Origin of the sequence: Nonomuraea sp. NPDC050383 (assembly GCF_044459125.1) — a bacterium.
GTDB lineage: Bacteria > Actinomycetota > Actinomycetes > Streptosporangiales > Streptosporangiaceae > Nonomuraea.
The window spans coordinates 111,170-132,321 of sequence record NZ_JBITIP010000013.1 but is presented as its reverse complement, the minus strand read 5'-3'; the positions used below and the strand labels follow the sequence as shown (position 1 = coordinate 132,321).

Genomic DNA, 21,152 nt, shown 5'->3' with positions numbered 1-21,152 from the left:
CCCACCACTGACCCCGCCCCGCAGCACGTGAGCCCGTCCCTCTGGGGGGGCGGGCTCACGTCCGTTCACGGACCTTCGGGACAAAACCATTTGAACGAGTGAGTACTCGCTCATTATGCTCTGCGCCATGGCCAGAAGGAGAAGGGTGCCGGCCATGGCACCAGAAGATCGCCGTGCCGCGCTCATCGCCGCCACGCTTCCCCTGCTGCGCGAGTACGGCACCGCCGTCAGCACCCGTCAGATCGCCGAGGCCGCGGGAGTGGCCGAGGGCACGATCTTCGGCGTCTTCCCCGACAAGGCCTCGCTGCTGCGGGCCGCGCTGATGAGCGCGTTCGACCCGCAGCCGGCCGTGGACGCCCTGGCGGCCATCGGCACCCAGGTCGAGCTGCGCGCGCGACTGCTCGCCGCCGTCACGAAGCTGCGGACCGGGATGAGCGCCAACGCCAACCTCATCGCCGCTCCCAAGGAGCTGATGAGCGAGGACGCCGAGTTCCGCGAGCGGATGTTCGGCGGCCGGCAGCGGATAGCGGCCGCACTGGCCGCCCTGATGGAGCCCGATCGCGACCGGCTGCGCCGCTCTCCCGAGGCCACGGCACACCTGCTGCTCATGCTGATCACGGTGCGGGTGCACCGCGGCTTCGGTCAGGGCGGCGATCTCGGAGACATGGACGACGCGGAGATCGTCTCCGTGCTGCTCGACGGGCTGCTCGTGCGGCCTTCCCCCGACCCTTCGACAGAAAGCCCTTCTTGATGCTGCTCCGTCTGCTGCGGGTCCAGCTCAGGCCGTACGGGAAAGAGATCACGCTCGTGGTCCTCTTCCAGTTCGTGCAGACGCTGGCCACGCTCTATCTCCCCACACTGAACGCCGACATCATCGACGATGGCGTCGTCAAGGGCGACACCGGCTACATCGCCCGCATCGGGCTGGTGATGCTCGGTGTGACGCTCGTCCAGATCGTCTGCTCCGTCGTGGCCGTGTACTACGGCGCCCGGACCTCGATGGCGCTGGGCCGGGACCTGCGGGCCGCGATCTTCCACCGGGTGCAGAACTTCTCGGCCCAGGAGGTCAACAGGTTCGGCCCGCCGTCCCTCATCACCCGGACCACCAACGACGTGCAGCAGGTGCAGCTGCTCGTGCTGATGACGTTCACGATGGTGGTGGCCGCGCCGATCATGTGCGTCGGCGGCATCGTCCTGGCGCTGCGCCAGGACGCGGCGCTGTCGTCGCTGCTGCTCGTCGCGCTGCCCGTGATGATCGTCGTCGTGGGCGTGGTCGTCATGCGGATGCGCCCGCACTTCCGCACCATGCAGGAGCGCATCGACCGGATCAACCAGGTGCTGCGCGAGCAGATCACCGGCATCCGGGTCATCAGGGCCTTCGTCCGCGACCGGCACGAGCGCGAGCGCTTCGGCGTGGCCAACGACCAGCTGACCGACGTGTCGCTGCGGGTCGGGCGGCTGATGGCGCTGATGTTCCCCACGGTCATGCTGGTGGTGAACCTGTCCAGCGTCGCCGTGGTGTGGTTCGGCGGCCACCGCATCGCCGACGGGGCCATGCAGGTGGGCGCGCTGACCGCGGTCATCTCCTACCTGATGCAGATCCTCATGTCGGTGATGATGGCCATGTTCATGTTCATGATGATCCCGCGGGCCGAGGTCTGCGCCGAGCGCATCGAGGAGGTGCTCGACACCGAGCCGACCGTCCACCCGCCGGCCGACCCCGTCACCCCCGAGCGACGCATCGGCGAGCTGGAGCTGCGCTCCGTGGACTTCCGGTACCCGGGCGCCGAGCAGCCGGTGCTGTGCGACGTGAGCTTCACGGCGCGGCCGGGCCGTACCACCGCGATCATCGGCAGCACGGGCAGCGGCAAGACCACGCTGCTCAACCTCATCCCGCGCCTGTTCGACGCGACCGCCGGCGAGGTGCTGGTCGACGGCGTCGGTGTCCGCGACCTCGACCCGGCCGTGCTCTCCCGGGCGGTCGGCCTGGTCCCGCAGTCGCCCTACCTCTTCTCCGGCACCGTCGCCTCCAACCTGAGGTACGGCAGGCCGGACGCCACCGACGAGGAGCTGTGGCGGGCCCTGGAGGTGGCCCAGGCCCGCGAGTTCGTCGAGGCGATGCCCGGCGGCCTGGAGGAGCCGATCTCCCAGGGCGGCACGAACGTCTCCGGCGGGCAGCGCCAGCGCCTGGCCATCGCCAGGACATTGGTGCACCGGCCCGAGATCTACCTGTTCGACGACTCCTTCTCCGCCCTCGACTTCGCCACCGACGCCCGGCTGCGGGCCGCGCTGGCCGAGGAGATCACCGACGCCACGATCGTCATCGTGGCCCAGCGCGTCAACACGATCCGTGACGCCGACCGCATCCTCGTCCTGGAGGAGGGCCGCGTGGTCGGCAGCGGCGACCACGCCGAGCTCATGACCACCTGCCCGACGTACCGGGAGATCGTGCTGTCCCAGCTCACCGAACAGGAGGCGGCCGCATGAGCACCCCCCAAGCGCCCCCGCGGCGCCCTCAGCCCAGCTTCGGCCCCGGCCGCATGATGTCCGGGCCCGCCGAGAAAGCCCTCGACTTCGGCGGCTCGCTCCGCCGGCTGCTGCACCTGCTGCGGCCCGAGCGCGCGATGCTCGTCGTCGTCCTGGCCCTCGGCACGGCCAGCGTCGCGCTGACCGTGACGGGCCCCAAGATCCTCGGCCACGCCACGGACCTGATCTTCTCCGGCATCATCGGAGCCCAGCTCCCCGCGGGGAGCACCAAGGAGCAGGCCGTGGCGGGGCTGCGCGCCCGGGGCCAGGGCACGTTCGCCGACATGGTGTCGTCGATGAACGTGGTGCCCGGCCACGGCATCGACTTCACCGCGCTGGCCCAGGTGCTGGGCTGGGTGCTGGCCATCTACGTGGTGGCGGCGCTGCTCGGGATCGTGCAGTTCCGGCTGACCACGATCGTCGTGCAGCGCGCGGCGTCCCGGCTGCGCGGGCGGATCGAGGCCAAGCTGTCCCGGCTGCCGCTGAGCTACTTCGACGGCCAGCCGCGCGGTGAGATCCTCAGCCGCGCCACCAACGACACCGACAACGTCGCCCAGACGCTCCAGCAGACGATGAGCCAGCTCATCTCGTCGGCGCTGACGGTCGTGGCGGTGCTGGTGATGATGTTCTGGATCTCGCCGATCCTGGCGCTCATCGCGCTGGTCACGGTGCCGGTGTCGGTCTACGTCACCACGGTCGTCGGCAAGCGGTCGCAGCCGCAGTTCATCAAGCAGTGGTCCTCGACGGGCAAGCTCAACGGCCACATCGAGGAGATGTACGGCGGGCACACCCTGGTCAAGGTGTTCGGCCGGCAGAAGGAGGCCGCCGAGACCTTCGACCGGCACAACGAGGCCCTGTTCACCTCCAGCTTCCGCGCCCAGTTCATCTCCGGGATGATCCAGCCGGCGATGATGTTCATCGGCAACCTCAACTACGTGCTGGTCGCCGTGGTGGGCGGGTTCAAGGTCGCCTCGGGCTCGATCTCGCTGGGCGACGTGCAGGCGTTCATCCAGTACTCGCGGCAGTTCAGCCAGCCGCTGACCCAGGTGGCCGGCATGGCGAACCTGGTGCAGTCGGGCGTCGCCTCCGCCGAGCGGGTCTTCGAGCTGCTGGAGGCCCCGGAGCAGTCCCCGGAGCCGGACCAGCCCGCCCGGCCGGCGCAGGTCAGGGGCCGGGTGGCGTTCGAGAACGTGTCCTTCCGCTACGCGCCGGACCGGCCGCTGATCGAGAACCTGTCGCTGACCGTCGAGCCCGGTCAGACCGTGGCCATCGTCGGCCCGACCGGAGCGGGCAAGACGACGCTGGTCAACCTCATCATGCGCTTCTACGAGGTGACCGGCGGCCGGATCACGCTCGACGGCGTCGACATCGCCGAGATGTCCCGGGAGGAGCTGCGCGCCGGCATCGGCATGGTGCTGCAGGACACGTGGCTGTTCGGCGGGACGATCGCGGAGAACATCGGCTACGGCGCCGAAGGCGCCACGCGGGAACGCATCGAGGCCGCCGCGGAGGCCGCCCACGTGGACCGCATCGCGCACACGCTGCCCGACGGCTACGACACGGTGATCGACGAGGAGGGCGCCACGGTCAGCGCGGGGGAGAAGCAGCTGATCACGATCGCCCGGGCGTTCCTGTCGGAGCCGGCGATCCTCATTCTGGACGAGGCCACCAGCTCGGTCGACACCCGCACCGAGGTGCTCATCCAGCGGGCGATGAGCTCGCTGCGCGAGGGCCGCACCAGCTTCGTGATCGCCCACCGGCTGTCCACGATCCGCGACGCCAGCCTGATCCTGGTCATGGAGAACGGGCGGATCGTCGAGCAGGGCACGCACGAGTCGCTCCTGGCGGCGGACGGCGCCTACGCCCGGCTGTACTCCGCCCAGTTCGCCCAGGCCGTGGTGGAGGTGGACTAGGGCGCGACATAGTTGTCCGCGTAGGCGGCGGACGGTGGGACCTCTTCGATCACATCGATGAGGACGCCGTTGGGGTCGGCCACGATGAAGTGTCGCTGGCCGAACTCCTCGGTGCGCAGATCCAGCTCGGGCTTCAGGCCCTCGCCGAGGACGAGGCGCTCCCACTCGGCGTCGACGTCCTCGACCTCGAAGTTGAGCAGCAGGCCCTGGACCGGCCTGCGGTAGGCGTGGGGCACGGTGGGGTGACCGTGGTCGAGCAGGGCGAGCTCGTACCACTGGTCACCCCGCCGTCGCAGGCTGACGTACCAGTCCGCCTCGAACGTCACCTCGAACTCGAACAGCCGGGTGTAGAAGTCGCGTGACTCCCGCAGACGTGTGACACCGATGACGGGATAGAAGCTGGTCAACCTCATCAGAATCCCCATTCACATACCGATGGTATGTCGGATACGCTATTGACGTACCATCGGTATGTCAACGGAGCGCGGATGACCAGCAGAGCGGAGCAGCGCGAGCAGACCCGGCGAATCCTCGTGGCGGCCGGACGGCGGCTCTTCGCGACCAAGGGCTACGGCGCGGTGGGCCTGTCAGAGATCGTCCGTGCCGCCGAAGTCACCAAGGGCGCGCTGTACCACCACTTCGACAGCAAGGCAGACCTCTTCCGAGCCGTCCTCCAGGAGGTCCAGGACGAGGTCGGCAGGAAGGTGGCGGCCGCCGCCGACGCGCACGACGATCCGTGGACGCGGTTCACGGCCGGCTGCCGGTGCTTCCTGTCCGCCAGCACCCATCCGGACGTTCAGCGGATCATGCTCATCGACGGCCCGGCAGTCCTGGGCTGGAACGAGTGGAGAGCCATGGACGAGGCCGCCTCCGCCCGCCACCTGACGGAGGCACTCACGAGCCTGATGGACGAGGGCGTCATCGCGCGCCGGCCCGTGAGGCCGTTGACTCATCTGTTGTCGGGAGCGATGAACGAGGCCGCGCTCTTCCTGGCCGGATCGAGCGACCCCCAGGACCTCCCCGACACCATGGCCGCCCTGACCCAGATCCTGGAGTCCCTCCGCACCACGTGAGCGAGGCGGGCGCACAGGCCACGTACGAGCCCGCTCGGAGCAGCCTTTCACCACAACGTCGAGGAGCGGGCCGAGCCGCGGGGCCAGCAGCTTCGATCCGCGCCATCAGGCAACCGCCCGACATCGCCACTGCCAGCGCAGATCCCCACCATGATCGCGATGTGTCACTGAAGTACTGGCCCATCGTTCGCTCAACAGGCGCTACACAGATTCTCAACATCGGCCTGGCTACCTTCGCGGTGTCCACTACGACGAGCACCAAGGAGAACCCGATGCGAACGCTCAACACGATGGTCCTCGGTGCGGCGGTCGCCGCCGCGGCTCTGACCGCGAGCGCCCCCGCGCAGGCCTCCGTCCAGGCCGGCGCCCAGACCTCCCCCACCACCGTCACCACGGCCGCCGCGGCCGCCGCGGCGGCCGGCTCGACGGCGATGTCCTGCCGTGAGGTGCGTGTGTACCGTCCGGAGATGCGCAAGGGACACGTGGCCGCGACCGGCTGGGCGATCGGCTGCTCCAGCAACCAGCGCACCAAGATCATGCTTCAGCGCAAGCGCTGGTGGGGCTGGCAGAACATCTCCAGCGCCTCCTGGTACGGGGCCGGCAAGAAGACCTTGTACAAGGGCTGCAAGCGGGGGACCACCTTCACCTACCGCCTGCAGGGCCAGGTCAGCTACTACGCGGGAAGCAAGTACGTCGTCCACAACGGCTGGAGCCCCAAGATGCGCGCGAAGTGCCCGTGACGCGCTCCGTCCGCCATCCCGTGGGGTGACCATCCAGTACTCCAGTGACGCTTCCGGATCCTGAGGCGTTGGGGTCGCATGGAGACGGCCACCGCGTGATCATTCGGAGTTCGTGAAGACAACCGAAGATCGTGCGGTGGCCGCGAGCGACAGTGAACTCCCCGTGCTCCTCCTGGTGACGCCGCAGGTCGGCGCCGAGGAGCTGGTGCCGTAGCTGGAGTCGAGTTCGGAGCGGGTTCGCACGTGGCCGGGCGTGGCCCGTACGCAGCCCAGGACCGCGGCGAGCAGAGGACGGAACGGGACTGTCAGGACGGCAGCCGCATGATGCGGAGGAAGGCGGGGAGCAGCCACGGCCGCCTGCCCCGGACGACGACGTCGCCGGCGAGCACCGCCCGGGCCCTGCTGACCCGGCCGAACAGCATCAGGTTGAGCGCCACCGGGTCGAAGGCGAGGCGGACATCCGTCGGCCCGCCCGGCGGTTCGACGGTCACCCGGCCGTCGTCGATCACGATGGACCGGGTGGTCGTGTACGGGGAGGCGAACTCCACCGCGACCCGCCGCCTCGGCCAGGGGCCGTGACCGTCGAGCAGCCGGCCGTAGCCGTGGTGGATGACACCGATGAGGAACAGCTCGAAGAACAGGGCGGCCTCGCGCCGGGGCACCCACCACCGCGCGCCCACCGGCCGGGCGATGTCCCGGCCGTGGATCTGCAGCTCGTTGAGCAGGTGGGCGAGCAGCCCGGCCAGGGGGACCGCGGAGCCGCCGAGCCACGGCACGGCGGCGGCCGGGTCCTCGCCGTCCGTCGCGTCGAGGAGCAGCTTGATGTCCGAGCGGATCTGACCGGCCAGCGCCTCCGGGTCCCGCTCCGTGAACCGTCCCAGGACGACCTCGTTGAGGTCTGCGACGGTGTCGATGGTGGTCTCCCTCATCAGCTCGCCGAGGCCGTGGACCGGTGGCGGGGCGACTCCGAACATGGAGGCGCACGCCTGGGTGAGGGTGGCCACGTGCGCGGCGGTGTCGGCCACCGACCAGTGCCGGGTCGCCTGAGCGGACGGTGCTTCAGCCGCCGAGAGCAGGTCGGTGAAACGATCGCCTGTTGTCGCCAGTGCGGCGCGCGTCGTCCGCCACGCGTCGTCCGTGATCGCGACGATCATGTTCGTTCACTCTCCAGTTCCACGCCCCCACCGGAGGTTCCACGGGAGCTCCCGCCGGAGCCCCGGCGGGAGGCCAGTCCCCGGCGTACCGCCCCCACGACCGGCGCGAGGGCGAAGGCCAGCAGCGCGAGCTCGGCCAGGAACAGGAAGACGGTGAAGATCCATTCGTTGGACCCGTGCGGCCCGTAGACCCGGTTGGGCAGCCCGACGTCGATCGCCTCGGTCTGCCGGCCCACCTGGCCGGTGTCCCGGTCGCTGCCGGCGAGGGTGACTCCCGTGCGGCGGACGACGCCGTCGTGGGAGCGGAAGTCGCCGGTCCACGCGCAGCTCTCGTGGCCGGGGTGCCGCACGCAGTCCAGGCGTTGCGCGGTGAAGGTCCCGGACCGGCCGGCCCCGGCGGCGAGCCGCAGCGCCGGGCCGATCCCGGGGACCGTCCAGGACAGCAGGAGGGCGGTGACGAGCAGGAGGGCCACGGTCAGCGGCGGGGACGGGCGCCTTCGTCTCATGCCGCTCCGAGCGCGCAGCCACAGCGCATGACGCTGCGCTCGGCCTCGCGCGGCCGGCGGTGCAGCAGCATCGCGACCACCATCGGGACGAAGACCACGGCGTTGTAGAACAGGTGCAGCTCCACGCGGGGGATCACGAGCTGGATGATGCTGGTCGGAACGGGCCGTCCGGCCAGGTGCGTGCCGGTGATCGCCTGGAGCAGCAGGAGCAGGTGCTCGATGTGGTGCCAGAACTGGATGGCCAGCGCGATTGTCCACCACGTCCGGGAGCGGCCGGTGAAGCCGGGCCGCAGCAGGATCAGCCCGACGAGCATGACCAGGGCGTAGCCGTAGTGCATCCATTCGGAGGTGACGAGCCAGGGGAACGGCAGCCCGAGCACGCCGCGCGCCTCCGGGATCGGCCATCCGAGCGCGTAGATCTGGATCGCCTGCACGATGTGTTCCGCCCAGTGGGCGAGGACGATCACCAGGAAGACGCCGAGGGCGGCCTTGTGGTGTCGCTCGTTGAGCTGCCGCCGAGTGGTGACGGGGGTGGACATGGTCGAGCTCCTGACGTCGGACTTTCCGGTGGTGGATGCTCAGGGCGTCGTGACGGGGGAGTAGCGGTCGAGGGCTCGTCTGAGCGGGGCGGGGATCTCGGCCGGGGTGAGGGCGCCTGCGGGGTCGCGGCGCATGCACGCGATCGTCTGCCGTCCGCCGGCGACGAGCCGGGCCGGGCCGGCGCCCAGCCGGTAGTAGCGGAAGTCCATGGTCACCCGGTTCGCCTCGATGCCGCCCAGGGACATGCGGATCGACACCTCGTCGAGGGCGTACAGCTCGGCGAAGAACTCGCACGAGCAGTCGGCTGTGACCAGGACGAGGTCGCCGGCGAGCGCCTGGAGGACCTCCGGCGCCTGGTCGGCGAGGAAGCGTTCCCGGCAGCGGCCCTGCCACTCGAAATAGTGGGAGAAGTACACGTTCCCGACGACGTTGGTGTCGGCGAAGGTGACGACCTGGCGGTGTTCGTAGAAGGGAGTCATCGCGTCTCCTGGGTGAGCACGGCCACGACCATGGATCGCGGCGGGCCGTCGGAGCTGTCCAACGTGAGCAGTCCGGACAGGACCGCCAGCCCGGACGGGCCGGTCAGCTTGATCCAGCCGTGCTCGTAGGCCGCCTCGACCTGCAGCGCCTCCGCCTGACCGGCCTCGGGCAGGCACTTGTGAGCCGTTCTCAGCCGGGAGTCGAGGGTGAGCCGGGACTCGCCCGTCAACCGCGCGAGCTGCTCGGCCTGCCGGGCCCACCCCGGCTCGGGCTGGAACGGCGGCTCGGGCCGGAGCGGCGGCTCGCCCAGCTCCAGCCACTCGTCGGTCACGGCCGACGCCCCCGGACACAGGTCTCCGACCATCCGCTCCAGGTACGGGCCGGTCAGCAGCGCAGGCATGGCGTCCATGCGCAGCGGCCCGGTGTCGAGGAGCCGCAGCCCCGTCCAGCTGAACACCGGCCGCCCGTCCGCTGACCGCGCCACGACGTCGTAGACGTAGTCGGCGCCGTGATGCGACCGTTCGACCGCCTCGACGACCACCTCCGCGGGCGGGGCCGCGCGGCCGTGCGCCTGGAACCGGTCGCAGCCGACCGGCAGGAGCCGCCGGTGCGGCACGCACGCCTGGAGCACGTGGATGGCCGCGTCGTGCAGGGCGGCCTCCCCCAGGACCGGTGACCCCATGTCGAGGTCGTCGCCGGTGGCCGACAGGACGGCGCGGCAGCCGGTGGGGAAGAGCGACTCGAAGCGGGCCAGCCGCCGGAACGCGGGCCCGTGGAAGAACAGCGGCCCGTACAGGTCGGCCGGATCGTGGGCGGGGGGATCATCGGCCGGGACGGCGACGTCCGGGGGGCCGGCGGACGTGGCGGCGACCCGGCCGGCGAAGTGCACGGCGGAGAAGTCGGTCTCCGCGCTGCGGATGGTGACCTCCACGTCGCCGCCGGGGTGGCGGAGGGCGTGGATGCGCAGCGTACGGGTGCCGTCGTCGGGCACGATGACCGGCCGCTCGAACCGCGCGTCCGTGATCGTACGAGCGGGGGTGCCGAGCAGCTCCGCGGCCTGGGCCATGGCCTCCAGGGCGCAGACCGCGGGCAGCAGCCGCACCCCGTCGAGCCGGTGGTCGGCGAGGTACCTGCTCGCCGGGTCGAGCTCGCACTCGGCCGCCAGCTCGACCCCGGGGACGAAGCTGCGGACCCGGTGCAGCAGCGAATGCCGTGACGGGGTGTCCTCCGCGCGGTCGAGCTGGGGCAGCCGGCCGCTGATGACGATGGTCTCGCCGGCCGGGCGCGCCGCGATCGCCTCCAGCAGCAGCTCCGCCCCCCGCTCCACGGGCAGCGTGCCGATGCCGGCGCCGGTGAGCTGCCGGACCACGCCGAGCCGTTCGGCCATCCCGGCCCCGGCCCAGGCGGTCCAGGCGAGCGTCGCGGTGACGCAGCCGGGGGGCAGCTCGCCGGCCAGGGCGCGGACCATGGCCTGGAGCCGCCCGTTGGCCAGCGCGTAGTGGGTCTCGCCGGCCAGCCCGAACCGCCCGATGACCGAGCCGTAGGCCAGCACGAGGCGCAGCCGGTCGGTGTCCAGGGCCGCCAGCACGTTGGCCAGGCCCTCGCACTTGGTACGGGCGTGCTCGGCGAAGTCCTCCTCGGTGAGCTCGCCGAAGCGGGCCGGCCGGTTGACCCCGCCGGCGTGCACGACGCCGGTGATCGGGCCGAGCCCGGACAGCTCGGCCACGGCCCGCCCGACGGCGCTCGCGTCGGTGACGTCGGCGCTGCGGTAGGCCGCGACGACCCCGGCGGCGCGCAGCCGCTCCAGCCCTTCGGCCAGCTCGGGGTCGGCCGCGGGATCGGACCTGCCGATCAACGCCAGCCGCACCCCGTACGCCCCGGCCAGGGTGAGCCCGGCGTGCAGCCCGATCCCCTTGCCCCCTCCGGTGACGAGGACCACCTCGTCCCGGTGGAGGGGAGCCGCGCCGTCCCCGGGGGGCAACGGCAGGTGCCGGACGGCGTACGCCTGCCCGGCGCTGTCCACGCCGTGCCAGTGGGCGTCGAGCTCCGGGTGCTCCTGGCGCAGCGCGGCGACGAACCCGGACGCGCAGTCGGCCTCGTCGGCGACGACCAGGGGCCGCCCTTCGGCGATGGCCTGCCGGGCTGCGGCGAGCAGGCGGCCCACGTCCGCGTCGGCGGGTCCGGCGGGGACGCGCACCCGCAGCGCGCCCTCCGGTTCGGGAGGCTGGACCGGCACGGGGTGCTCGGCGAACAGCCGGAACCATTCCGGCGCGTCGGGCCGGCGCTCGCCGGCCGGGGGGAACGTCTCGACGGCGGCGATCAGATCGCCGACCGTGGCCTCGGCGATCCGGGGCAGCTCGGCCGGAAGCGCCCTCCCGCACGCCGACGCGCACTCGACGGCGAGCTGTATGACGCGCAGGGAGTTCAGGTGCAGGTCGGCCAGGAGGTGGTCGTCGTCGCCGATCGCGTCCGGCTCCAGCTCCAGGGCGGCCGCGACCAGGGCGCGGACGGTCCCGGCCACGCTGCCGCCGCCCGGCCGGGCCGGCTCGGGGGTGCCCGCCCGCGCCGGTTCCGGCGTCTCCCGCCGCGCCGGTTCGTGGGACGGCGCCAGCTCGCACGGGTTGGTGAGGAACACCGGCTCCCGGTCCAGGTCGTACGGCCGATGGAAGCGATGGCTGAACAGGGGCAGCAGCGAGTCCGTCGCGCCCGCCGCGAACAGGGCGGCGGCGCTCTCCAGCAGGCCCTGCCCGCTGCGCTCGCCGGCGTCGACGGACACGGCGGGCGGCGAGGCGCCGAGGTGGGCGCCGGCCAGGGCCGCCAGCGTCCGGCCGGGTCCCACCTCGACGAGCAGGTCGCACTCGGCGGCCAGCAGCTCCAGGGCCTGGCGGAACCGCACCGGGTCGGTGATCTGCGCGGCCAGGTGCTGCCGCAGGTCGGTGGCCGCGCCCAGCTCCGCACCGGTCACCGTCGAGAAGACCCGTCCCACCGGCGCGGTGAACGGCACCTTGTCCAGGCAGGCGGCGAACGGCGAGGTGGCCTCAGCCACGGCGGGCGAGTGGAAGGCGTGACTGACCTCCAGCTCCTTGGCCGGGAGGCCCGCCGAGCCGGCCCGGCCCAGCGCGGCCGCGATCGCGGTCAGCGGTCCGGCGACCACCGTGGAGGCGCCGTTGTCGGCGGCGACGACCAGGTCCAGGCCCTCGATCAGGGCGGCGGCGCGGTCCGCCGGGGCGGCGATGGACGCCATGCCGGTGCCGGCGGCCCCCACCTCGCTCATGATCCGGCCGCGCTCGGCGACCAGGTCGAGCGCGTCCTCCTCGTCCACGGCTCCGGCCCAGGTCAGCGCGGCGATCTCGCCGACGCTGTGGCCCAGTGCCGCGACGGCCGTCACGCCGAGGCTGTCCAGCCACCTCAGGGCGGCCATCGAGGCCCGGAAGACGGCCGGCTGGACGATGCCGGTGTCGACGCCTTCCTGCCCGGTGAAGTAGGGCCGTGCCTCCTCGAACAGCCGGCCCAGAGCGCCGGCGCCGCCGCGCGCCGGGACGCCCTGGCCGGTGAACATCAGGCCGATCCTGCGGGCCGGTCCGGTCCCGCTGTAGATCCCGGACTCGGCGGCGTCGCGGCCGGCCATGGCCATGGCCTGTCCGGCCCGGCGGGCCAGCTGGGCCGGGTGGTGGGCGGTGAAGGCCACCCGGCAGGCGCCGGGCGGCTCGTCGGCCAGCCGGGCGGCCAGGTCGGTGAGCTCGGCGAAGGAGATGGACTCCGCGCGGCGGGCGATCCGCCGCAGCTTGCCGGTGAGCTCGTCGGGTGTGCCGGCCGTCACGGCGAACACCTCCGCCTCCAGCGGCGCCCGCGCCATCCGCTCCTGTACGGCGGACAACCGGCTGCGCCGGGCCGGGCCGGCGGCCTCGATCACCAGATGGGTGTTGATGCCGCCGAAGCCCATCGCGCTGACCGCGGCGCGTACCGGGGCGGCAGGCCAGGGGACGGGCCGCTCGGCGGTCGCCAGGCCGTCTCCGAGCAGTTCGTGCGGCGTGTGCGAGCCGGTGGTGGGCGGGATGATCTGGTGGTGCACGGCCAGCGCCGCCTTGATCAGGCCGGCCGCGCCGGCCGCCGCCTTGGTGTGCCCGATGTTGGCCTTGACGGACCCCACGAACGCGGGGCTCCGGTGCGGCCCCCGGACGGCCCGCATGGCCTCCAGCTCGGCGTGGTCGCCCACCGCGGTCCCGGTGCCGTGCCCCTCGAAGTAGCCGACCGTCTCCGGGCCGAACCCGGCTCGCTCGTACGCGCGCCGCAGGGCCAGCAGCTGCCCGCCGGCCTCGGGCCTGCTGATGCCGCCGCGGCCGTCGGACGAGACCCCCCAGCCGCGGATGACCGCGATGGGCCGCCGTCCCGTGGCCAGCGCGTCGCCGAGGCGCATCAGCGCGACCATGCCGCATCCCTCGCCCGGCCAGAAGCCGGTGGGGGAGGCGTCGTAGATCCGCATGTCGGTACGGGCGAGCGCGCCGGTCCGGGCGAACCCGACCAGCTCGAAGGGGTCGAGGCTGAGGTCGACGCCTCCGGCGAGGGCGAAGTCCAGGTCCCCGGCGGTCAGCGCCGCGCAGGCGTGCGCGACCGCGAGCAGCGACGAGGCGCACGCGCCGTCGACGGTGAAACCGCCGCCGTGCAGGTCGAAGTGGTTGCAGATCCGCCCGGCGATGGTGTTGGCCAGCGCTCCGGCGAGGGTCTCGTCGGTGGGCTCCGGGAACGGCGCCTTGTAGAGCTCCTCGGACCGCAGGAGCAGCCGGTCGCGGACGTCCTCGGGGAGGTCCTCGCGGGCCAGGGTCTCCTGCAGGACGCGGCGGACGTACGGCCACCGCAGCCGCATCGCGGTGGCCCTGGTGTAGTCGCCGGTCAGCGTGTTGCCGATGATGACCCCGGCCTTGTCGCGGTTCATCCCGCCGGCGTCGGCGAAGCCCGCCATGGCCAGGGTGTCGGCGGCCACGTCCAGGGCCAGCCAGTGTGCCGGGTCGGTGACGCGATAGGTGGCGCCGGGGACGCGGTGGCGGGCCCGGTCGAACGACCAGCCCTCCAGGACCGCCGCGTAGCGGACGTAGGTCGAGTCCAGGTCGTCGGTGTCGTAGTCGGCGGGGTTCAGCCGGGCCACGGGGAGCGGCCGGAACGCCCGCCTGCGGGCCATGACCAGCTCCCACAGCCGGTCCGGGCCGGAGGCGTCGGGATAGCGGCAGCCCATGCCGACGATGGCGATGCCGTCTGTCATGGCGCTCACCTGGAGGTGGGGACGGCCACCGAGGTGGCGGGAGCCGACACGTCGCCGTGCTGCGCGGCGGCCGCGCGGGCGGCCAGCGCCGCGAGCAGCACTCCGCGGGCGGCGCACACGATGACCAGCGCGAAGAACAGGCCGTACACGATGTGCAGGTGGACGAGCAGGCTGTAGACCGCCGCGGTGGCGACGCCGAACACGACCTGGTTGCGGGGGCGCGTCGGCGTCGTACCAGGGTCGGTGATCATGTAGTTGGTGAACAGGACGAAGGCGACGCCCGTCATGACCACCAGCGCGCTCGTCGTCGCCGTGCCGTCGATCCAGGTACGGATGAGGGCCTGGGCGAAGAACGCGCCGACCCAGCCGAGGATGAGTGGCATCTTCTTGGTGAGCCCGGCGTTGAGCAGGGTGCCGGCGACGAGGATGAAGCCGGGGATCAGCCAGTCGATCGGGCTGGTGACCCACTCGGTGAAGTGGTAGGGCGGCGCGATGCCGACCCACGGGAACACCAGCAGCGTGATCGCGATGCCGGCGTTGGACGGGTTGAGGACGTGACGCCTTCTGCCGGCGACCCGCACGCGGATGAGGTACTTGGTGCCGATCGCGACCGCGACGGCGAACAGCACAGGCAGGAGGCGGTCGTTGGCGTACAGCAGCATGGCACAGGCCAGGCCGGTGATGTGGGCGGGCAGGAGGAAGTCGACCATCTTCTCGGTCCGGTACTTCGGCTCTCGCCGCTCGGCCCACGCCTCCGCCGTCTCCAGCGCGAGGTCGAGCAGGTAGGCGAACGCCACGGCGGCGACGGGGGTGACGAACGCCTGCTCGAACCCGAGCCAGGCGTGTCCGAGCACCGTGAACACGGTGATCGAGAGAGCGAATCTGCGGAGCGCGGCCGTTCTCGGGTTGCGCTGAGCAGAGGTCATGGCGTCTCCTCCGTGAGGGATGTGATCGAACCGTCGTCTCCGAGACGGAGGCGTTGCCAGCCGGGCGCGAGGTCGGCGGCGGCGGTGCGCGGCCGGCCGCAGGTGTCACGCCAGCTCACCTCGACGGGCACGGACGGCGTGTTCGGGCGAAGGGCGAACATCAGCTCCGCGGCGGTGACGCCGGCGTGCCCGTTGGCGGGGTAGAGCTGACCGGTCCGCAGGCCCTGGGCGCCGGCCTTCAGCCGTACGGTCGCGCCGATGGCGGGGGAGAGGGCGCCCGTGCCGGCGGAGCAGCCACCCGCCGGGCGCATCAGCTGCAGCCCCAGGAACGGCGCGCGTGCCGGCGCGGTGTTGCGGTAGAAGTAGCTCTGCCGCCACTGGTTGGCGACCGCGAAGTCCAGCCGGCCGTCGTGGTCGACGTCGGCCGTGGCGATGCCGCGGGACGGCCCCGGATCGGCCACGCCGAGGTCGCCGGCGATGTCGGCGAACCGGCCGTCGGGGACCCGGGCGAAGAACGCGTTGGTGTTCTCCCCGGAGATGTCGGCGTCCGGCTGGAAGCGGGGCCACATCGCGGGGTTGGCGAGCAGATCGTCGTTGGTCATGGCGAGCTCCTGCAGGTCGGCCCAGCGGTTGACGTCGCCGCGCAGGAACCCGGTCGCCTGGATGATCTCCGAGACGCCGTCGCCGTTGAAGTCGCCGGCCTTGATGTCCCAGCCCCATCCGCTGCGCGACAGGCCGAGGCTCTCGCTCTCGTCGGTGTAGAGGGCGGTGCCGTCGCCGTCGAAGATCCGCTTCTGGCCGCTGATCCACGCGAAGTTGCTCTCCAGCAGCCCGTACTGCTGGGTGATGTTGCTGACCACGATGTCGGAGACGTCGTCGCCGTTCAGGTCGGTGAACGCGACGCCCATGCCCTTGAAGGAGTCCTTGCCCAGCACCTTGGACTTGGGGGTGGTGAGGTGGCGCGGGCCGAGAACCTCCTCGAAGGCGACCTTGCCGGGCCGGGACCGGTTGCGCAGCAGGTGGTCCGGGGCGAAGTCGTTGGCCAGGTACAGCTCGGGAAGCCCGTCGCCGTCGAGGTCCTGGGCGCCGATGGCCAGGGTCCAGCCGTCCGCTATCTCCTTGCCGAAGGCGCCGGCGGCCTCGGCGAACGTCCCGCCGCCCCGGGACAGCAGGACGCGGTTCGTGCCGCCGTTGGCGGCGTTCGACATGGACGCCTGCATCCGCAGCTCGGGCCGCGCCGGGGCCTTCGGGTCCAGGACCCGGGCGCCGTCGGGGAAGTAGTTGCCGACGACCACATCGGTGCGGCCGTCGCCGTCCACGTCGGCCAGCGCCAGCGCCTCGGTGTTCCACAGCTGGTAGGGCTGGACCAGCTCCCGCGCGGTGAAGGCCGCCGGGCCGGTGAGCGGCCCGGTGCCACGCAGGAACAGCACGGGTGAGCGTCCCCAGTAGTAGACCAGGACGTCGATGGAGCCGTTGTCGTCGTAGTCGCCGGGCACGCAGCCCATCGGCGCCATCGTCGCGTCGTACGGCAGCCCGGCGGGGGTCAGCGGGATCGGCTGGTACCGGTTCTGCGTCTGGGGGGCCGGCTGGAGGGTCACGGTGTCGGCTCGCGGATCGACCAGGCACACGTCGTCCGGACGGGAGTTGCCGTCCAGGTCGGCGAGCCCGACCGCGGCCCCGACCGAGGAGATCCAGTGCCGGATGCCCTGGTAGGCGGGGGCGACCTGGCGGACGGTGCGCCCGCCGGTCGGCGCGTTGAGCGGCTGCTGGGTGAAGGAGAACGACGCGGCGACCCGTTGTGCCTCGGCAGGGGGGATGGCGGGCAGGGCGGCCGCCCAGCCGGTGACGAGGATCGTGAGGAGGGCGCCGAACTTGACCGCGGGGGCCGGCCATCTGCTCATCGGAGAACGTCCTCCGCGTGTCGTTCGTAGGCTCCTCGGATCTCGGCACGCCAGCGTTCGTAGTCGCGGGGCGAGGCCGGCCGGGGGATGCGGGCGAGGGCCTGGTCGGTCCACTCGGCGGCCTGGTGCGGGCTGACCCCGGTCAGCAGGCCGACGGCGCGGGCCGAACCTGACGGGACATGGCCGCCGAGCACGTGCGCCTTGGCCGCGAAGGCGGCGCCCTGGGCGAGGTCCGCGCGGTGGCCGGCGCCGGCGGCGAGCAGGTCGTCCAGCTCGTGGACCACTCCGGTGTAGGCCGCGGCCAGGCCGATGCCGGCCCACAGATCGCCTTGGCGGTGCCGGGGATACGCGCCGATGAGCCGGGCGATCAGGTCCGGGTCGGCGCCGGTGTAGAACCACAGGGCGCGGCCGGTTCCCTGGTCCCTGATGGACCGGGTGGCGCCGCGGGCGCCGCGCTCGACCCAGTGATCGTGGAAGACCTTGCGGGCGTTGAAGTACGCCTGGTGGAATCCCCAGCCGTCCCAGGCCAGCCAGGTGAGCATGGGATGGCCGATGCCTCGCCAGCGGGTGCGGCGCAGCCGGGCCAGCGCCCAGCCGGCGCCGACGTGGATCAGGTGGGTGTACGCCCCTCCCGTGCCCTCCTCCAGGGCTCGTAGCCGCCGGTTCCCGCTCAGGGTGATCGTGTCCAGCAGGGTGCAGCTCATGGCGGCGCCCTCGAAGGCGAACCCATGCAGGCGGCGCGGCAGGTCGCCGACGTCCGGATCCCCGGTCAGGGCGCTGTTATAACCTTTTCCAAATGCGGCGACAACCTCCAGCAGTTTTTCTCCGACCGGGCTTGATTTTGGCACGAAGCCTGTCAGCCGATTTTCGGGCAGGCGAAATAGCCGGGTAGGCTCCATGGCTGTTCCCGTTCTGATCTGGGCGACCTTCACGGTGAAACTAAGCATTTTTCAAGCAAGGGTCAAGGCGGCTCGGATCGGCCGGACCGGAGCGGCGAATGCGAATTCGGCGACCCCGGCCGGGCGGAATTTGAATGTTTGACCAGCGAGGTCGGCGGCCGTTTCGTGCGGCGCCGTGACGGAGTGCGCACGGGCCCGATCCGGATAAGAGCACTTTTCGGCGGGGTAATCAGACATCCGCAATGGTTACAGAGCGGAGACGATCACCGACGCCCTTCGAATATCGCCGGCCACCTCAAGTGACCCGGGGTTTACATTCGTCCGACAGAAAGGGTCGAGGATTGTCTCCCATGCGTTAGCACGCCTGGGTGCGGGCCGTCGGGGCGGGCGCGATCGTCAGGAGGCGCCGCAATGGCAGATCTTGACGGCATATTCATGGCGGCAGGTCATGTGGAGACCATCCGGCGCCATGATCGTAAATTCGTCCGCGCCGTCACGCCCGCCTCCCCTGGCCGGCCCGGTCGATGTCCTAGGATCTGGTGGGTCGCTCTCCGCTGAACAAGGAGCACCGTGCACGACGCCAGTCCCGCCGCCATCTCGGTCGACCAGTACATCCCCGCGCCGCCGGCGAAGGTGTGGAGCTCCCTGACCGAACCCGAACTGCTCGCTCGCTGGTGGGTTCCCGGTGACATCAGCGCGGTCGTCGGTCACCGGTTCCATCTGCAGATGCCCGGCCGCGACTCGGTGCCGTGCGAGGTGCTGGAGGTCGAGCCGTACGAGCGGCTCGTCTACACCTTCAACACCACCTGGGTCCTGACCTGGCGGCTGGTCGCCGAGGGCAAGGGCACCCGGCTGCTGCTCGAACACTCGGGCTTCGACCTGGACGACAAGCGCGACCGCGCCGCCTTCGAGCGCATGGGCCGCGGCTGGGAGAGCTCGGTCCTGCCCCGGCTCGTGGAGCTCGTCGCCGAGCCGTCCTGAACGGGCGCCGGCCCGGTCCCTGACCTGGGCCCGCCAGACCCGGCCCGCACTCCGTCACCGGCCCGTCCGGCCGGCTGAGCTCCTCCAGCGCGCCCGGCACCCGCACGGCCGGCTGGTCGCGAAGAATGTCCCGCAACCGCCGCAACCGCCGCAACCGCCGCAACCGCTGCCGCTGCCGACGCCGCAATCGCCGCCGCCGCAGCGCCCCGGCCCCCCGCTCGCAGCCCCGGCTCGCAGCCCCTCGCCGGCCGGTCCGCGCCCATGCCCTGCGCGGGTCGGCGTGCTCGATCGCGGGCAGCCGGGCGTCGATGGACGCCGCACGCCCCCTCACTTTCGCATCCACTTCACTAACCCATAGTCAGTGCGCCCGAAAATAGGGAGACCTAGACCTGTACCGGGACGATTGATATAGCTGTTTCAAGTAGCAGCACCCTCGACGCCGCCCCGGAGCCGGCGGCAAGGTGGACCGGCCGAGGGTGAACATCGGCACGGCCGATGCGCGATCCACCGCGATCCGGAAGGCGACCACCTGTGCCTCCGGGCCCGCCACCGACCTCACCGGCTCCGCCCTGTCCGTTCAGCTCGCGCGCAAGGGAGACTCACGTGACGCTCACCCAGCAACAGTCCGCTGAACGGACCGGGGTCAGCCGCCCCTGGCCGGCCGTCGTCGTCAGCGTGCTGATCGGGTTCCTGCTCACCGTCGTCTGGTCGGCCGAGTTCGTCGACCAGGTCATCGGGGAGAACGTCGCCAGCGCCCTGCTCGGCCGCGAGGCCGAGGGCACGGTCATCGGCGGCGTCCTGCCGGGCATCGTCTACGCCTTCGCCACCGGGCTGGGCGGCACCTTCACCGCCTGCAACATCGCCGTCCTCGGCGCGCTCTGCCCGGTCGTCGGGCAGCCTCGCTCGCTCGCCACCCGGGTCGGGGCCGTCTTCAAACCGCTCGGCTGGCTGGCGGCGGGCATGCTCACCGTCTCCGGCCTGTACGGGATCGTCGTCGGACTCGTCGGGACCGCCATGCCGCAGTTCTCCACCGAGCCCTCCGCCCCCGGGGAGCTGTCGGCCAGGAGCGTCCAGTCCATGGTGGCCTTCGGGCTGATCGGGCTGGCCTTCCTCTGGCTCGGGCTCGCCTCGCTCGGCGTCGTGCGCGACCCGCTCGCCCGGCTCACCCGGCGCTTCCCCAACGCGCCGCTGGTCGTCATGGGGGCGCTGATCGGCGGCTTCCTCATCGGCCGGCCGTACGGGCTGTTCCGGCAGCTCTTCCGGGACGCGGCCGAGAGCCACAACCCGGTGTACGGGGCGCTGGCCTTCATGCTGCAGTCCGTCGGCAACATCGTGATCCTCACGGTGCTCTTCGTGCTGCTGGCCGTGGTCATGGGCAGCCGGGTGCAGCGCTGGCTCGCCGCCCGCCCCGGCCGCCTGGCCCTGATCACCGGGGCGGCGTTCATCGTCGTCGGCGTCTTCACCTTCCTCTACTGGGACGTACGGGTGCTCGCCCGGCGCGAGATCATCCCCTGGTACCCGATGATTCCCTGGTAGCCCCGCCGGGGCCGTCGCCGGGCAGCAGCCCCAGCAGGCGGGAGCAGCGGGTCAGGGCCTCCTGCTCCCCCTCCAGGGTCAGCCGCCTGGTCGCCACCGCCTCGAACGGCGAGATCCGGCCCGAGCCGATGTCCACGAACGTCTTGGCGTCGGTGGACACCCGCAGGGCCGCCCGTTCGGCGCCCTCCTGGTGGACCGAGATCCGCCGGTCCTTCACGGCGATGTGGAAGACCTGATCGTCGACGAGGAACTCGTAGGACTCGTCCACCTCGGGGATCTGGTCCCTCCTGATCAGCGCTTCGACGGCCAGCACCCCCCACTGGGGCCGCACCTCGTCCTCGGCGTCGAACGGGTGCGGGACGTTCAGGCCCCAGCGGGCCAGGCCGAGAATCGGCTCACGCAGTCCTTCGCCGAAACGGGTCAGCTCGTAGGAGTGGCCCTTGCCGTTGGAGCGGGGATGCTGCCGGATCACGCCCTGACGGGTGAGCCAGCGGAGCCGTTCGGCGAGCAGGTTGGTGCCGATGCCGGGAAGATTGTGCAGCAGCTCGTTGTAGCGCTGCGGGCCGATGAGCAGCTCCCGGACGATCAGGAGTGTCCATCGCTCGCCGATCACGTCCAGGCCCGCGGCGAGGCCGCAGTACTGGCCGTAGCGTCTGCGTTCGCCGGCGCGGACCGCCGGCTCGTTTGCCATACTAATAAACTCTATAGCGGCGAGCCGGT

At 71.7% G+C, this 21,152-nt stretch carries 17 protein-coding genes; 7 read left to right on the top strand and 10 right to left on the bottom strand.

Annotated features, from left to right (window positions below):
• Positions 1-154 precede the first annotated feature (154 nt).
• The 3 genes from ACIBG4_RS29200 to ACIBG4_RS29190 are packed head-to-tail and all read left to right on the top strand — an operon-like array spanning position 155 to position 4,439.
• Positions 155-751, top strand: a complete 597-nt coding sequence (locus ACIBG4_RS29200; protein WP_397204540.1) for a TetR/AcrR family transcriptional regulator — start codon at positions 155-157, stop codon at positions 749-751.
• Positions 751-2,487 (top strand): ABC transporter ATP-binding protein, encoded by a 1,737-nt coding sequence (locus tag ACIBG4_RS29195; protein ID WP_397204631.1) that lies wholly within the window; start codon positions 751-753, stop codon positions 2,485-2,487. Before ACIBG4_RS29200 ends, ACIBG4_RS29195 begins: the two co-directional genes overlap by 1 nt.
• Positions 2,484-4,439 carry an ABC transporter ATP-binding protein gene (locus ACIBG4_RS29190; protein ID WP_397204539.1) on the top strand — a complete coding sequence of 652 codons (1,956 nt, stop codon included), beginning with the start codon at positions 2,484-2,486 and terminating at the stop codon, positions 4,437-4,439. The genes ACIBG4_RS29195 and ACIBG4_RS29190 overlap by 4 nt, the downstream gene beginning before the upstream one ends.
• Here the strand turns inward: ACIBG4_RS29190 and ACIBG4_RS29185 are convergent.
• Positions 4,436-4,852, bottom strand: a complete 417-nt coding sequence (locus ACIBG4_RS29185) for a VOC family protein (protein ID WP_397204538.1) — start codon at positions 4,850-4,852, stop codon at positions 4,436-4,438. The genes ACIBG4_RS29190 and ACIBG4_RS29185 overlap by 4 nt on opposite strands.
• Before the next feature lie 75 nt (positions 4,853-4,927).
• On the opposite strand from ACIBG4_RS29185, the gene ACIBG4_RS29180 reads away from it, so the two are divergent.
• The gene (locus ACIBG4_RS29180; protein ID WP_397204537.1) at positions 4,928-5,512 is read left to right on the top strand and encodes a TetR/AcrR family transcriptional regulator; all 585 of its coding nucleotides are present in this window, start codon (positions 4,928-4,930) and stop codon (positions 5,510-5,512) included.
• A gap of 272 nt (positions 5,513-5,784) precedes the next feature.
• Entirely contained in the window at positions 5,785-6,252 is a 468-nt protein-coding gene (locus ACIBG4_RS29175) for a hypothetical protein (RefSeq protein WP_397204536.1), read from the top strand.
• 305 nt (positions 6,253-6,557) lie between these two features.
• On the opposite strand, the gene ACIBG4_RS29170 is transcribed toward ACIBG4_RS29175, so the two are convergent.
• Genes ACIBG4_RS29170 through ACIBG4_RS29135 form a run of 8 tightly spaced genes read right to left on the bottom strand, consistent with a single transcriptional unit; the run spans position 6,558 to position 17,864 of the window.
• Positions 6,558-7,406, bottom strand: a complete 849-nt coding sequence (locus tag ACIBG4_RS29170; protein ID WP_397204535.1) for a hypothetical protein — start codon at positions 7,404-7,406, stop codon at positions 6,558-6,560.
• Positions 7,403-7,912 carry a hypothetical protein gene (locus ACIBG4_RS29165; protein WP_397204534.1) on the bottom strand — a complete coding sequence of 170 codons (510 nt, stop codon included), beginning with the start codon at positions 7,910-7,912 and terminating at the stop codon, positions 7,403-7,405. Before ACIBG4_RS29165 ends, ACIBG4_RS29170 begins: the two co-directional genes overlap by 4 nt.
• A complete protein-coding gene (locus ACIBG4_RS29160) occupies positions 7,909-8,451 on the bottom strand; it encodes a hypothetical protein (protein WP_397204533.1) in 543 nt (180 codons plus the stop codon). Before ACIBG4_RS29160 ends, ACIBG4_RS29165 begins: the two co-directional genes overlap by 4 nt.
• 39 nt (positions 8,452-8,490) lie before the next feature.
• Complete coding sequence (locus tag ACIBG4_RS29155; protein ID WP_397204532.1) at positions 8,491-8,931, bottom strand: acyl-CoA thioesterase; 441 nt, start codon at positions 8,929-8,931, stop codon at positions 8,491-8,493.
• Entirely contained in the window at positions 8,928-14,189 is a 5,262-nt protein-coding gene (locus tag ACIBG4_RS29150; RefSeq protein ID WP_397204531.1) for an SDR family NAD(P)-dependent oxidoreductase, read from the bottom strand. The genes ACIBG4_RS29155 and ACIBG4_RS29150 overlap by 4 nt, the downstream gene beginning before the upstream one ends.
• Before the next feature lie 5 nt (positions 14,190-14,194).
• A complete protein-coding gene (locus tag ACIBG4_RS29145; protein WP_397204530.1) occupies positions 14,195-15,115 on the bottom strand; it encodes an enediyne biosynthesis protein UnbU in 921 nt (306 codons plus the stop codon).
• The gene (locus tag ACIBG4_RS29140) at positions 15,112-17,016 is read right to left on the bottom strand and encodes an FG-GAP repeat domain-containing protein (protein ID WP_397204529.1); all 1,905 of its coding nucleotides are present in this window, start codon (positions 17,014-17,016) and stop codon (positions 15,112-15,114) included. Before ACIBG4_RS29140 ends, ACIBG4_RS29145 begins: the two co-directional genes overlap by 4 nt.
• On the bottom strand, positions 17,013-17,864 hold the full coding sequence (locus ACIBG4_RS29135) for a DUF1702 family protein (RefSeq protein WP_397204528.1): 852 nt from the start codon (positions 17,862-17,864) through the stop codon (positions 17,013-17,015). Before ACIBG4_RS29135 ends, ACIBG4_RS29140 begins: the two co-directional genes overlap by 4 nt.
• Positions 17,865-18,485: 621 nt before the next feature.
• Between ACIBG4_RS29135 and ACIBG4_RS29130 the strand changes: the two genes are divergently transcribed.
• A complete protein-coding gene (locus ACIBG4_RS29130) occupies positions 18,486-18,896 on the top strand; it encodes an SRPBCC domain-containing protein (protein ID WP_310713544.1) in 411 nt (136 codons plus the stop codon).
• 603 nt (positions 18,897-19,499) lie between these two features.
• Positions 19,500-20,432: a hypothetical protein gene (locus ACIBG4_RS29125; protein ID WP_310713546.1), complete on the top strand. Its 933-nt coding sequence runs from the start codon at positions 19,500-19,502 to the stop codon at positions 20,430-20,432.
• On the opposite strand, the gene ACIBG4_RS29120 is transcribed toward ACIBG4_RS29125, so the two are convergent.
• Positions 20,401-21,123 (bottom strand): winged helix-turn-helix transcriptional regulator, encoded by a 723-nt coding sequence (locus ACIBG4_RS29120; protein ID WP_397204527.1) that lies wholly within the window; start codon positions 21,121-21,123, stop codon positions 20,401-20,403. The genes ACIBG4_RS29125 and ACIBG4_RS29120 overlap by 32 nt on opposite strands.
• Between the last annotated feature and the right edge of the window lie 29 nt (positions 21,124-21,152).